Consider the following 15045-nt stretch of genomic DNA (forward strand, 5'->3'; position numbering starts at 1 on the left):
AAATGAAATATTTATTAATTCTTACTTTTCTGTTTATAAAATGTAATTCTCAAAATAAAAATATCATCCCTGTAACTAAAAGTTTCAAAGTTGTACATTCGAATCTGATTAATGAGAATGATTTAGATAAATATGAATTAGCCGATTATGGAAAAATCAGAAATGAACAGGCTCCAATTGGTGATCAGATATCAAGAATGTGGCAAAATTTTGGCAAGCCTGAAACAATAATGTTTGAAGGATTTGATTATTATATTCAAGATGAAAAAAGTGGAGTTATATTTATTGCTTATTTTGGAGCCGGAGGCCCGGCTTATGCTTCGTCAAAAGATGATATTCCAAAAATAAATGCAATAATTAAAGATTTTGAAAATCTGTTAGATAATTCCATAAATGCAGATTGTGAAATTGAAATTCAGAATGATTTTGGAACTTTTTTGTGTGGAGCAAAGAATGGAATTCCATATGACAGAGAAAAATAATATATTTAGTTTGATCTAATTTTATCATAACAAATCAATTAAAAGATTGCTTCTACGCTCGAAGTATTTATCATAAAAATTCAAAATCCGGGTTTCTAATCCGGATTTTTGCATTTCCGTAAGCCAGTAAAAAATTGTAAATTCGCGTGCAAATAAATCTTATATAATGAGTAAAAGTATCGAAGAGTTAAAATCTCTTACTACGCAAATCAGAAGAGACATTTTAAGAATGGTTCACGCTGTAAATTCTGGTCACCCGGGTGGAAGTTTAGGTTGTACAGAATACTTCACAGCCCTTTATGGAAAGGTAATGAACTACAAACTTCCTTTCACGATGGAAGGTAAAAATGAAGATCATTTCTATCTTTCAAACGGACACATTTCTCCGGTTTACTATTCGACTTTAGCTAGATTCGACTTTTTCCCGGTAGATGAGTTGAGAACTTTCAGAAAATTAAATTCAAGATTGCAAGGTCACCCGACTACTCACGAAGGGCTTGAAGGAATCAGAATAGCTTCAGGATCTCTTGGTCAGGGGCTTTCTGTAGCTCTTGGTGTAGCTCAGGGTAAAAAATTAGATGGTGACACATCTCTTGTTTATACACTTCACGGAGATGGTGAATTACAAGAAGGACAGGTTTGGGAAGCATTTATGTATGCTGCTGCTAAAAAAGTTGATAATATCATTTCAACAATTGACTACAATGGCCGCCAGATTGACGGAGATACCGATGATGTATTAAGCTTAGGCAATCTTCATGCAAAATTAGAAGCATTCGGGTGGATCGTTTTGGAAGAGAAAAACGGAAATGATCTTGAGGCTGTCATTGCTATTTTAGAAAAAGCGAAAACAGAAACCGGAAAAGGAAAACCTGTTGTGATCATCCTTCATACAGAGATGGGATTCGGAGTAGATTATATGATGGGAAGCCATGCTTGGCACGGAAAAGCTCCTAATGACGAGCAATTGGAGACTGCATTCAAACAATTATATTTAGAAGCTCCGGCTGATTACTAATATCTTTTATCATTTTTTTAAGTTACCATGAAAAAGCTTTTATTCATCTGTTTATTTTTCAGTTTCTTTCTGGGGATTTCTCAGGAAAAGAAAATTAATTTCGACAAGGAAATTGATTATAAGATAATGGATAAAAATAAGTTTGATGGTTTTCTGAAAACATACACCAGCAAAAGCGGTGAGTTTTTAACTAAAATAACGATTAAAAATTTACCCGTATATTTTTTTACAGACAAGATCGGAACCTCTTCGGTAGGTTTAGAAATGAACAATCGTCTTGAAGGTTCTGATATATTAAATTCATCAATGTATTATGGATTTAATAATTATTCTTACCTCTCAGACGATAAAAAAGAATACCGTCTTGAAAGTAAAAAAATGGATACCAAAGAAACCATACTGGGAATTCCGTGTTCTCATTATTTATTGAATTTTAAACAGAAAGACAGTGATGAAAGGAAGGAATCTTTTAAGGTATGCATTGATGATCACTCATCATACAATAATGTTCCTGTTCTGAGCGGACTGATTAATTTCTTTGATAAAAATACAAAGATTAAAAGTTCGGGGCTGAAAGGACTTATCTTAAAAGGTGGTCCGGAGAAAACGTATGATACAGAGTATTTTGTAGCATCTTCTATGAAAGACTCTAAAGACTTTGTTTATTTTGATCATCTGAAAACGATGATGAAACAACAAAGGAAGCAGGACTCTATCATGCTGGCTCATCAAAAGGAAGAAGAAGATATGGTAACAGATACAGTAGCTTATGCAGATTCTTCATTTGTAGAGATAGATTCTACTACTGCTTTAGCTAGTCCTACACATTACGTTCAAGTTGATTCTTACATTCCGAATTATGTTTCTGAATATAAAAAAATTCAAAGTGATGCTTCTGACTTAGCAATAAACAATACGATCAATAAGAATCTTCTGAAGGGAATTCCAAAACACTGTAAAAACTTTGAAGCAGAAATTCCTTCATTTAATCATAAAGGTCTTAAAGGTCATTTGAAAAATTATGTCGGTCAGATGTGTGATATGTATCTTACCCAATCCGATAACCATTCAGTGGGAATCAAAATCACATTGGATGAAATAAGAAGAGAGGTTCTGTATCTCAATGAAATTCAGGAAAAACTTGATCAATCTGATAAAAAGAAATTAAACAATTATTTAAAAAATCTCGATTAAAAAAATAAAAATGAAATATACATATACAGAAAAAAAGGATACTCGTTCAGGATTCGGAGCCGGATTAGCTGAGCTTGCTGATAAAAATCCTAATGTAGTAGCACTTTGTGCAGACCTTATCGGTTCTTTGAAAATGGAGAAATTCATTGAAAAAGCTCCGGAAAGATTCTTTCAGGTAGGTATCGCAGAAGCCAATATGATAGGACTTGCTGCAGGTCTTAGCATTACAGGAAAAATTCCTTTCACAGGAACTTTCGCGAACTTCTCTACTTCAAGAGTATATGACCAGATCCGTCAGTCTGTTGCCTATTCAGGTAAAAATGTAAAAATCTGTGCATCTCACGCAGGTCTTACACTAGGAGAAGACGGAGCAACCCACCAGGTACTGGAAGATATCGGTATGATGAAAATGCTACCTGGAATGACGGTAATCAATCCTTGTGACTACAACCAGACAAAAGCTGCTACTATTGCCATTGCTGATCACGAAGGTCCTGTATATTTAAGATTCGGAAGACCTACAGTTCCGGTTTTCATTCCTGAAGATATGCCTTTCGAAATCGGAAAAGGGATTCTTTTACAGGAAGGTACAGATGTGACAATTGTTGCAACTGGTCACCTTGTTTGGGAATCTTTAGTTGCTGCTGACGAACTTGAAAAAGAAGGTATTTCTTGTGAGGTAATCAACATCCACACAATTAAGCCTCTTGACGAAGAAATCATCTTAAAATCGGTTGAAAAAACCGGTAAAATCGTAACGGCTGAAGAACACAACTATCTTGGTGGTTTAGGAGAATCTGTTGCGGGAATGCTTGCGAGAAAGAGACCGACAAGACAGGAATTCGTAGCTGTAAACGATTCTTTCGGAGAATCTGCGACACCTGCTGAATTAATGAAAAAATATAAAATCGACTCTACTGCTGTAAAAGAAGCAATAAAGAGAATTTTAGAAAAATAATTCTTTGCATCGATACAAAGCAAAAGCATCCAATTTCTGGATGCTTTTTTGTTTATTTACGTTTTTTAAAATGAAAAATGAAAAAAGCTACCAGCCAGGACAGAGAAATTGCGGTTGATATATTATGCCGTGCTTTTATTAATATTATGGTCCCGAATTCAATTAATTATGTCATAAAAAAATCCGGTAACAGATATAAAACACTTAAAATATTAATGGAGTATCAATTTGATCTTTCTTTACTGTACGGAAGTATATTTTTGAGTGATGATAATAATGGTTGTATTTTATATTTAGATCAGCCTAAATTCAGCCCAAAACGATTCATTCTTGAGCTTAAATTACTTTTCTGCTGTATTGGATTTGAAAATATATTTAAGGTCTTAAAAAGAGAGAAACTTCTGAAGAGTTTTCATCCTGAAGAAAAATTCATTCACCTTTGGTTAATGGCCGTTTGTCCTGATGAACAGGGAAAGGGAATTGGAACTAAGCTGTTGCAGGAATCTTTGGCAATGTACAGAGGTGAGCTCATATATGTAGAAACGACCACTCCTGAAAATCGTACTTTTTACAGTCAAAATGGTTTCAAAATTTTTCATGAAACTTTTGAACTGGATTACCCTCTTTATTTTTTAAATAAAACAGAACATTAATTTAAATAAAAAAACGGACCGAAGCCCGTTTGCATTATCTTGTTGTGATTGATTGACTATTTAAAAAATTTCCATTTCGGAATAATTGCCAGCATTCCGAATCCCGTAAAAAGGAAAAGATTGGTAACATCCGTGTATAAAAATGTCGATAAATAATAATTATGCATAAAGAAATGCAGAACCAACAAAGCCGGAAAAGTAAAAATGCCTGCTTTTTTATAAAAGAACATCAGCACAAGGCTTACAACCATCAGGAAATCTATTGAGAAAATGATATAGAAATACCATCTCGGAATATTAAGAAACTCATGTTGCAAATATTCATCAAAATCAATTCCCAGTCCCATAATGGTAAACAACATCAAAGAAGCAAATGCCAAAATAAAGCCCCATCCTTTCTTCGGATCCTCGTCAAAATAACTGTATTCTTCCATAGGTACAAAAATAAAGAACTTATGAGAGATTTCATAAGTTCTTTTGTATAATATTCGTTTAAAATTTGAATTAAATAGAAATAGCGTTGATCAATCTATTTTTGTCACTTAAGTATTCTTCCATAGAAATCATACTTTCAGTTCTCATTACATCTTGAATGTCGTCTATTTGATAAATAATTCTCTTAGCATCATCAGTATTCTTAGCTCTTACTTTACAGAAAATGTTATATTTTCCTGAAATAACGCTTGCTTCAATAACGTTAGGAATTGTTGAAAGTTCTTTCAATACCTCCTGCGTTCTGTTTGATTTTGTTAAAAGAATCCCGATGAAAGCTGTAAAGTGATAGTCCAGCTTGCCATAATCGATATTAAGAGATGATCCCAAAATAATACCCGCATCTTCCATTTTCTTCACTCTTACGTGAATTGTTCCAGCAGAAACATCCATCTGCTTTGCAATCTCTGTAAAAGGCATTCTTGTGTTCTCTACCAAGAAATCAAGAATTTTCTTGTCTATTTCGTCCAGTTGATAGTTCATATTAGTTAAATTACAATTTTCTTAAAAAATATAAGTATTTTTTGCAAATTTATAAAAAATAATTTAACTAAAAAAATTATATCAAACATTAACAATAATTAACACGGATGATAAAAATCATTAAAATATTCAGATTATTTACCCCCTGATTTTGTAGAATCTGTTTTTATTTCAGTTTTGGCATCTGCCTGTTTTTTATCTTTTTTCTTCTTTTTAAACAAAGAATTGAAGCTCTTCGTCCATACAATACCTCCACCATAGGCTTGATTAGCAGTTCCGTTTGACCCTGCTCCATTTACCATACCGATGTTTGAAGGCTTTGAATATCCTCTTAAAATTAAACCTCCGTCATTCTTTTTAGAAATGTCATACTCAATTGACCCTTCACCTGAGAGGTAATTTGTCTCCGTATTTTCAGTTTTTGTCAAAGGAATTCCAAGTCCAGTTTTCACCTTAATACGTGGTGAAAGCGCAAAGCTAACCCCTGCATTGGCACGGTCTCCTGTATTGGAATACTGATCTCCCTTTACATAATTAAGGTCAATCTGAAATTCGTTACTCATTGTATTAAGAACTGAGCCTAGCTGTTTCAACAGCATATTGTAACCAGAAGATTCGGCTACACCGGCCACATCTACATCTACTCCACCCGTATTGGAAACATTGAAACTATTCAGTAACAGAATAGATCCGAACTGAAGAACTTTTTCCCCTTCCTGACTCATTTTTGCAGCCAGTGTTTCTTTCACCTGACTGGAAACATCCAGCGCAGAAACATTAAGATCCACTTTTGGATCTATCAGTGACTGTGTGATATTAGCCTGCAGCAAAATACTGATCGGCTGAAGACTTCCCATATTCAGATATTCTCCTGCATTGGAAACCATTCTTACATAATTTGCACTGATATCAAGAGCAGGCTTCATCGCATCACCATCCCAGCGGATACTGCTTCCTTTCTCAATCTGGAATGTTTTATTAAGGATCGCTTTGGATACGAATGTTCCGTTATCCACTTTATAAGTACCGCCCATGGCAATATTCCCCTGTCTGCTCATCTGGAATCTCAAATCGTCAGCAACCCCTTTTACAGTAATATTTCCAACATCATCTCCGACCAAGACATTTACCGTTGTCCCCTTATCAACATCAAGATTGAAATCGATATTCATATTGGCGCCTGTTTTTTTCTTTTCTTCAAGGGTGATCAATCCGTCTTTTCCTTCTTTTAAGAACCTCAGCATTTTAAACTCTTCAACATTTGAAGTCGACCCTGAATTAAAAGTAAAGGTACTTCCATTCAGCGCTTTCATATTTGGTGTTGAAATACTTAATCCGGAAACAGGTCCGTCCACATATAAATCTCCCTGCCCATATACCCTTCCCCAGAAAAGATCATAATCTTTTTGGGTTGTATTAAGCATCAGTAAATTATCCGCCCTCATTACAAGGTTGACGCCCATCGAAGAAAGAGTTTCAAACTGTATCGCTCCTGAAATATTTCCTTTGGAGTTTGATCTTCCGTCATGTACTTCAATATTGTTAAGAATTGCAAGACCTTTTGTTAAAGGAATAACAGTATCATCAAATGAATAATCAACTCCGGTGAATAAAAGTTTCAGACCAAAACCTTTCAAAGCAATATCTCCACTGTAATCAAGATCATTAAACTTACCTGTAACTTTAAGATCTCCGGTTGCCTTACCTCTTAAATTTCCAAAAATGGTGTGTACAAACTGCTGTGCAAAAGCAACATCAAAATCCCGCATTTCAGCAGTCAAATCAATGGTTGGAGAAGCCGTATTATTATTGATTGTTCCGATAACACTCAGATTATTATTACCCAGAACTCCTGCAGAAGCGACTTTGATATCAATATCATAAACATTTAATGAAAAACCATTGGTTGCCGAGATGGTGATATTTCCCATATCATTTCCATTCATTTTAATGTCATCAATCGTCATATCCACCAAAGGCTGAAGCGTACTTTTGTCCATTTTGATCTTCACACTCCCATTGGCAAGCCCCTTGATATCCATAGAATTTCCACCGGACTGCATGTCCAGAAGCTTTTCAATGGCAAAATTGTCGATATCGGCATCTACATAAAAATCTTTTGCCGATTTAAACTGTGCATCTTTTATCAAAAGAGCACTGTTATCAGAATAGATTCTCAGGTTATGAATATCAAAATCTGCTGTTTTCTTCCGGTACGTAATAGAATGATCCAATTCAGGGCTGGTATCAATTGCCCAGGTAACATTATTAAATTTTACTTCTGTGGGTTCAAATCTGAATACATAATCACCTATCGTATTGGTAGATTGATTGACGTTAATAGCATACTCTTTCAGATTATCATTCGTTTCATCTTCCTGGTTACCATGCTTGAATTTCGTAGCCAGATGGAGAATAGAATTATTCTCGTTTCTGCCACTCAGTGTAATATCTTTAAGGATATTTTTATTGTATTCTATCCTGTTTATTTTTGCAAAAATCTGTTCGTCAAGATTGGCGGTATTAATTCTCACCATGACACTATCGACCATCGCACTGTCTTTGGAGATATTCCCCCTTTCGTTAATTTTATACTCAGGGTTTGCTGCTGCCAAAGCTTTATCTGCCTCTGTGATTTCTTCTTTTTTGGTCATCAGATACTTTAGAGAAGCTGCATCCAGATTTAATACTAAATTATTAGAATTCCCATCATACTTCCCTTCCACTTTAGCTCCCTGCGGAAGTTTGAGATCTGGCAGAAAATAACTTACCAGCCCCTGCTGAACATCAAAATTCATATCAAATTCCTGTCCTCGGTACAGTTTTCTGGGTGGCGGACCTACCAGTATTTTACCCAGCCCGTTCTGAACCATTCCTGATAAATCTGCAAGGCTGTATCTTCCCGAAATTTTACCATTAACAGCTCCCGGAGCATCAACATCAATCACACGGTTTCCTCCTTCAACAAAAGTCTTAAGCTTAGCATTCGGAATAATATATTTTTGATCAGCTGTTGCAAAGTTCACCTGATTAGCCTCTATATCCAGAATAAGATCATTAATCGTAGACATAGACATTTTACCAACCACCTGACCGCTTACAATCTGATTTCCGGGCTTATCTGTGAAATAATTCATATTCAGATAGCTCACATCAGCATCCACATCCATTGAAATCCTTGGAGTACTGAAATCAATCAGCCCTTTTACAGTGGCTTTTGCCTGTTCATCATTTACCGTAATCAGTCCATTATATTTTTTATGATCCAGTAAACCGTCCAGATTAAGATTATTGATCTCCTTATTCATAATCTCAATACTTGAAATTTGAGATTTTGTAGTAAGGCGCATCGTATTAACGTCAAAACTCTGTCCGTTAACATCAAAATTTCCGGAGATTAAACCTACCGATTTATTTTTTGTAATAACTGAAGTATTCAGATCTCTTACCTCCAGATATCCGCTGTATTTTGGAAGTGTTGTGCTGTATCCTGTAAGAGAAAACTTGGTAATTTTTGCCTGTCCTATTCCTGTCATCAGATTACCCGCTGACACATATACCTGTTGGGGAGTCACTCGCGCAGCTCCATTGTACTTTAATTTTCCAAAATCATCAGCAAAATTCTTCATTTTTGTAGAAATAAATGAAGGCATCATTGCTTTCAGATCTTTATATGTGAAATCTGTTGAAAGATTATTCGTCTCAATTAAAAAATTTCCTTTTAATAAATTGTCAACCCTCATTGTTTTGGTTGCAATATTTACATCAGGATTTCGGATCAGAAAATTTTCAAGATGGAACTTATTCAAAGGCCCGGTCATTTTTCCGGAGACATTGAAAGGTTTAAAATTATCCCAGTTAGTCACAAAATAGCTGATATCATAACCACTCAGCTGGCTTCCCTGCTGAAGGTTCATATCCCAGCGCACTCTGTCTGCAAAATCGGCCCATGATCCTTTATTAAGGTTAAATTTAATATCTCCCTGTAAAAGGGTGTGATCCGTATTTAATGTCAAATCTTTCAGAGACAGAAAATCCTGAGTCATCGAAAGTTCAGTTGAAAAAGTATCTACTGTATGAGATTTTCCCCATCTGGTGGTGACAAAGGACATATTATTAATCAAAGCAGAAATATTAGCTCCGTTTACTTTAACATTCGGAGCTTTTAAGTTGAACTTTGTAGCAGTCAACCACTTCCCTGCTTCTCCAGGCGAATTCTGATTAACAATAGAAACTTTGGAATCAAGAATCTGAAGTCTTGAGTTTAACTGAAAAGGAGGTTTGTTCGGATCTCTTTTTTTTCCACTGTCGAATAATTGTGTAAAACGGATAAAGTTTGAAATACTGTCACCTTTATAAGTAATAACTTTTACATCCGCATTTTTAAGAGTAAGAGAATTAAAGCTTAAAGAGTTATTTTTTCCGATATTAGTGGCTAGGGAAAACCAGTCGGAATTAGCTGTGAATTCCTTTGCGGTAATAAAATCAAGTCCTTTATAATCTTTAATTTTTAAGCCTTTGATTTTTACATTTCCAAAAAAATTAACTTCCACACTCTCCGTAGACATTTTAGCCTTAAAATCTCTGTTTACGATTTGTAAAGCCTGATTGGCAGCCCATTGCTTGGTAACCGGAAGATTGATGATGATGATTATGGCGGTGGTAAGAAAAAATCCGAGCCAGAAAATAATCAATAACAATTTTGCCCACCACGAATAGCTCGTAACATCTTTTACGGCCTGTTTTCCGAATTCTTCAGCAGTTTCTACGGGATGATGAATAGCATCTGAAGCCAGCTCAGATGCTTCTTTCACTGTTTCCTTCACTACCCCTTCAGCATTTTCAACAGCTTTTTGTACCTGATCACCTAAGTTGCCAGCTACTGATTTTTTGTTCTCATTCTCGTTATTATTCTCTAACTTTGCCATTATTATGAGCGACTCTATAATTTTAGGTATTGAATCGTCTTGCGACGACACATCAGCAGCTATCATCAAGGGAAATTCTATTCTGTCTAATATTGCAGCGAATCAGGCTATCCATAAAGAATATGGAGGCGTTGTTCCCGAGTTGGCATCGCGTGCACATCAGCAAAATATCATCCCCGTTGTTGAAAAATCTTTAACTAAAGCAAATATACAACAAAATGCAATTTCTGCTATAGGATTTACACGTGGACCCGGACTTTTAGGATCACTTCTTGTAGGAACATCATTTGCTAAGTCTTTGGCAATGAGTTTGGATGTTCCGTTAATTGAAGTAAACCACCTCCAGGCGCACATTTTAGCGCATTTCATTGAGGATGCAAATCCTATGCCGCCCAAATTTCCTTTTTTGTGCCTTACCGTAAGTGGTGGGCATACCATGATTGTTTTGGTGAAGGACTATTTTGATATGGAAATCATTGGAAAAACCATTGATGATGCCGCAGGAGAAGCATTTGACAAGATTGGAAAAATCTTTGATCTGGATTATCCTGCAGGTCCGATTATCGATAAACTGGCTAAAGAGGGAAATCCTGATACTTTTAAATTTAATAAACCAAAACTGGAGAATTACGATTATTCTTTCAGCGGAGTAAAGACTTCTGTATTATATTTTATACAAAAAGAAGTTAAAAAAGATCCGGATTTTATTAAAAATAATTTAATTGATCTGTGTGCCTCAGTTCAGAAAACCATTATTGAAATTCTGATGACCAAACTGGAAAAAGCGGCAAAAGATTTAGAGATAAGAGAAGTAGCAATTGCCGGTGGAGTTTCTGCCAATTCGGCTTTGAGAAAAGCCATGCAGGACAATCATGAAAAATTAAACTGGAATATTTACATTCCAAAATTTGAATATACGACAGACAATGCCGCAATGATTGCCATGGTAGCTCAGCTGAAATATGAAAGAGGAGAATTTACGGATCTGAGAACTTCCGCAACCGCAAAATATGATTTATGAAAATACTGCTAGAAGAAAAAATACTAGGAACACAATCTAAGAAGAATTCAAAATATTATTGGGTACTGGAAACCATAACAGGAAAAAACGAAGTTGTAGCTGAAGCTGAAGAAGATGATTTTCTGATGAGCAGTTCTGAAATAGGATATATTCAGAATATAAAAGAAGAAATTATTGAAAAAATAAATTCAGAGAATGTTTTTAGTTTTGCGTATGAGCCGAAAGAAGGAGATTATTTATCTATTAAAAACAATTTGAGAAAAAATGAATATCTGAATATGATTTTCATGAATAATGTTTGGGTTGAAGAAATTTATTTATGCTCATACCGTGATTGCGAAGGTGATATTTATACTACCATAAAAACCGGAGTAGCATTTTTGAGCGAGAATGAAATTTACTTTTAATAATCATTTATAAATAAAATTCAGGCAGATTTTAAATATCAATATATGAAACTTTTTTTTGGCGAAATAAATAACGGACAAGTAATAATTAATGACGAAGAACAGCAACACATTGTAAAAGTCCTTCGAATGAAAAATGGTGAAGAAATTCACGTAACCGATGGTAAAGGAAGTTTAGCATCCGGCACATTGATTATTGAAGGTAAAAAAGCCAATATTACCGTATCTGAAATAAAAACAGATTATCCGGACTTCAGCCCGAAACTTCATATTGCGATAGCTCCCACAAAAAATATAGACCGTATTGAGTTTTTCGCAGAAAAGGCTGTAGAAATGGGGATTTCTGAGATCACCATTTTACAAACTGAAAAAACAGAACGTAAAAATATCAATATCGACAAGCTCAGAAAACAGGCTGTCGCTGCTTCAAAACAAAGTCTGAGATTTCATTTTCCGATCATCAATGATTCTGTTAAATTACAGGATTTTCTGAAAAATATTAATTCTTCAACTACGTTTGTTGCCCACTGCCATGAGAATTTGGAGAGAATAGAGTTGCAAAAAATACCAAAATCTGAAGAAATTACGTTCTTAATCGGTCCTGAGGGAGATTTTTCGGAGAAAGAAATCAACTATTTATCCGACCAAAAAGTAAGAGCTGTATCACTTGGGAGCCAAAGACTTAGAACCGAAACGGCCGGAATATTCGTTGCTGCATGGAATTACTTAACTTAAAATTAATCACTTATAATTGAATAACTTAGTATATTTTTAATAATTTTGCGCACCAAATTAACATACCGTGAAGCGCATTTATCTATTTTTAGTATTTTTTTTATTTCAATTTTATTTTTCTCAACTCGACAACACGCACTATTTACAGCCTATTATTTTTGGAGGGTATGATACAACGACCATTACCGAAGAATATATTTATCTGTCGACTCCATCAACATCCAATATCACTGTTACCGTGAAAATGGCAGACGAAACAACCATTCCAAGGTTGTCTGTCTTAAATATCAACAGCAATACCACTACCATTGTGACCAATGGTACTGTGACATTTAATAATGGAACCCCGCTAAGAATATCCGTAGTCAATGCATCCAACGCTATTCTGGCTCCCGGAGCAACTCCCATGACAGTAGCTACAACCAGAGCAGGAACAATTATTCCCGCCAATATCGGAGGGATGGTATTTCGCTCAGCAGATAATTTCTTTGTTAATTACAGAGGATTATCCGGCTCTCAGGCAGGTTCTGTACTTACAAAAGGGAAAGTTGCTTTAGGAAAAACCTTTTTTTGGGGAGGTACTCCTAATGAATTTACGACCAGTGTAGCGGAAGTAGGAAACATGGTTTCTATTATGGCTACTGAAAATAACACTGTAGTCACCATTAATAATATTGATGCAGGTACACAATTTATTAACGGGTCCAGCGCCACTCCACTTACAGGAACCACTTTTACAAGAACATTAAATAAAGGTGAGTCTTTTGTGTTATATGCAAAAGTAAAAACCGGAGCTTTCAGTTTACAGGATACCGGCTGGCTGGGAGCCAAAATAACTTCTGATAAAAATATAGCGGTTACCGTAGGAGGTTTAATGCAGCAAGGAAGTGTAGAATCAGGAACTGTTTCTGACGGCAGAGACTTTGCTGTTGATCAGCTTGTCCCTGTTGAACAGCTCGGAAACGAATATGTTGTCATGCAGGGAAATGGCGGAGCTTATGAAAGAGTAATCGTAGTAGCTACCCAAGCCAATACAACCATAAGCCTGAACGGAAATACAGCAGCGAATTATACACTGACAAATATTGGTGATTATCAGATTATTCCGGCCTCATTCTTCACCAGCAAAAATATGTACATCAAATCCAATAAGGCAGTATATGTTTTTCATAAAATCTTCGGAAGCTCAGCCCTTAATACCAACAGCTTTATGTTTATCCCTCCGTTATCATGTTTCGGGCAGACCGAAGTGAATATGATCCCTGACGGTAAACGTATCGGAGCTACAGTTTATCCGAATACCGAACTTGCCGTTCTGGCAGCAAGCGGAACAGCGAATGCGCCCGTTGTCACAGTCGGAGGAACAGCTTTAGCAGCTACAGTTGCAGCAGGAACAGCAGTACCCGGAAATGCCAACTGGAGAAGCTACAGATACAATATTGCAGATGCAGCAGGAGGAACAGCCACGATTAAAAACGTGAAAATAAGCTCTGCGGGAACAATACAGGCAGAATTAGTGGGAGCCAGCGGTGCAGCAGGATTCGGAGGATATTATTCAGGATTTGGAACATCTCCTATTGTCAATGTAAATGTTACCAACAGTCCGACCTCAAGACCTTGTACAGGTAATACCGGAACTTCATCGTTATCTGTAACATCAGGTTTAGGAACATATCAATGGTATAAAAACAATGTAATCATAGCCGGAGCGACCAGCAATACCTATGCGATACCGGCAGGCGATACGACCTCAGCAGAATACAACGTTATCATAAACGTTCCGGGAGGTTGTACCCTATATTCAAACGTCGTTAAATCCTATCCTTGCCCATGTTACAAACCCGGAGCTACAGGAACACCCGAAATCACAAAAATAGGAATCTCAACAAGAGCTTCTAAAAGTACGGCAAACTGGCCTGCAGATGCTAATAATGCATTTTTTGCTCTTGAATCTAATGATAAAGGATTTGTGATCACCAGAATTCCTGATCCGGAAACAGCAATCACCAATCCTATAGACGGAATGATGGTATTTGATACCGACGATGTATGTCTAAAAATATACAACGGAACAAAATGGAGCTGTATTAACCAAACATGTAACTAATTATGACGACTAAAATAAACACCCTTATTATATTTCTTTTTATTTCCATTGCTGCTCATGCACAAATCGGATTCGAAAAACCTACTGTAGACGGAAGCGGATTACTAGATTTTCCGACCGGAACAACGAAAGGAATTATACTTCCACAAGTCAACAACAGTGCTAATATGACCGATACCTCAGCGGGAACGCTGGTTTTCGACGGTACTACTTCAAAAGTAAAATATTACAACGGAACTGCATGGGTAGATCTTACCGGACAGGTGGGAACTTCAAGATCTTTGCTTGCCGGAACCGAACAAAACAGATCGAAAGGAGTCATCATAGGAGCTCCCGATTCCACAGCGAAAGGAGTTATGGTATTGGAATCACAAAATAAAGCATTAATTCTTCCCAAAATCATCAATCCGGCTGCCAATGTAAAGTCACCAAGCGCAGGGATGATGTGCTATGACCCCGTTGCCAAGCTCGTTTGCTTTTACAACGGATCCAATTGGGCCTTTTGGGGAAATATAGAATAATAAAAAATAAGACAGCTGATTGAGCTGTCTTATTTTTTTATCTATA

Annotated in this window: 13 protein-coding genes; 10 read left to right on the forward strand and 3 right to left on the reverse strand. The window is 36.1% G+C overall.

The window, feature by feature from the left end:
• Positions 1-2: 2 nt before the first annotated feature.
• The 5 genes from M2373_RS06095 (at position 3) to M2373_RS06115 (ending at position 4305) form a co-directional block, all read left to right on the forward strand.
• Entirely contained in the window at positions 3-482 is a 480-nt protein-coding gene (locus M2373_RS06095) for a hypothetical protein (protein ID WP_259108641.1), read from the forward strand.
• Between the two features lie 166 nt (positions 483-648).
• Positions 649-1500 carry a transketolase gene (locus tag M2373_RS06100; protein ID WP_259108643.1) on the forward strand — a complete coding sequence of 284 codons (852 nt, stop codon included), beginning with the start codon at positions 649-651 and terminating at the stop codon, positions 1498-1500.
• A 27-nt stretch (positions 1501-1527) separates the two neighbouring features.
• Positions 1528-2694, forward strand: a complete 1167-nt coding sequence (locus tag M2373_RS06105) for a hypothetical protein (protein ID WP_259108645.1) — start codon at positions 1528-1530, stop codon at positions 2692-2694.
• Positions 2695-2704: 10 nt separating this feature from the next.
• Positions 2705-3652, forward strand: a complete 948-nt coding sequence (locus M2373_RS06110; RefSeq protein WP_259108647.1) for a transketolase family protein — start codon at positions 2705-2707, stop codon at positions 3650-3652.
• Between the two features lie 77 nt (positions 3653-3729).
• Positions 3730-4305: a GNAT family N-acetyltransferase gene (locus M2373_RS06115; RefSeq protein WP_259108650.1), complete on the forward strand. Its 576-nt coding sequence runs from the start codon at positions 3730-3732 to the stop codon at positions 4303-4305.
• 56 nt (positions 4306-4361) lie between these two features.
• Here M2373_RS06115 and M2373_RS06120 read toward each other — a convergent pair whose 3' ends face one another.
• The 3 genes from M2373_RS06120 to M2373_RS06130 form a co-directional block, all read right to left on the reverse strand.
• On the reverse strand, positions 4362-4739 hold the full coding sequence (locus M2373_RS06120) for a hypothetical protein (protein ID WP_259108652.1): 378 nt from the start codon (positions 4737-4739) through the stop codon (positions 4362-4364).
• Between the two features lie 70 nt (positions 4740-4809).
• Positions 4810-5280, reverse strand: a complete 471-nt coding sequence (locus M2373_RS06125) for an Lrp/AsnC family transcriptional regulator (RefSeq protein WP_034682046.1) — start codon at positions 5278-5280, stop codon at positions 4810-4812.
• A gap of 134 nt (positions 5281-5414) precedes the next feature.
• Positions 5415-10208 carry a translocation/assembly module TamB gene (locus tag M2373_RS06130; protein ID WP_259108659.1) on the reverse strand — a complete coding sequence of 1598 codons (4794 nt, stop codon included), beginning with the start codon at positions 10206-10208 and terminating at the stop codon, positions 5415-5417.
• 4 nt (positions 10209-10212) lie between these two features.
• Here M2373_RS06130 and tsaD point away from each other — a divergent pair, with 4 nt between their 5' ends.
• The 5 genes from tsaD (at position 10213) to M2373_RS06155 (ending at position 14999) form a co-directional block, all read left to right on the forward strand.
• On the forward strand, positions 10213-11229 hold the full coding sequence (gene tsaD / locus M2373_RS06135) for a tRNA (adenosine(37)-N6)-threonylcarbamoyltransferase complex transferase subunit TsaD (protein WP_259108661.1): 1017 nt from the start codon (positions 10213-10215) through the stop codon (positions 11227-11229).
• Positions 11226-11636 (forward strand): hypothetical protein, encoded by a 411-nt coding sequence (locus M2373_RS06140; protein WP_259108663.1) that lies wholly within the window; start codon positions 11226-11228, stop codon positions 11634-11636. The genes tsaD and M2373_RS06140 overlap by 4 nt, the downstream gene beginning before the upstream one ends.
• 45 nt (positions 11637-11681) lie before the next feature.
• Positions 11682-12371, forward strand: a complete 690-nt coding sequence (locus tag M2373_RS06145) for a 16S rRNA (uracil(1498)-N(3))-methyltransferase (RefSeq protein ID WP_259108665.1) — start codon at positions 11682-11684, stop codon at positions 12369-12371.
• Between the two features lie 67 nt (positions 12372-12438).
• Entirely contained in the window at positions 12439-14478 is a 2040-nt protein-coding gene (locus tag M2373_RS06150) for an IgGFc-binding protein (RefSeq protein WP_259108667.1), read from the forward strand.
• 2 nt (positions 14479-14480) lie between these two features.
• Positions 14481-14999 (forward strand): hypothetical protein, encoded by a 519-nt coding sequence (locus M2373_RS06155; RefSeq protein ID WP_259108669.1) that lies wholly within the window; start codon positions 14481-14483, stop codon positions 14997-14999.
• Positions 15000-15045 lie beyond the last annotated feature (46 nt).

It is taken from the genome of Chryseobacterium sp. JUb7, assembly GCF_024806495.1.
Classification (GTDB): Bacteria; Bacteroidota; Bacteroidia; order Flavobacteriales; family Weeksellaceae; genus Chryseobacterium.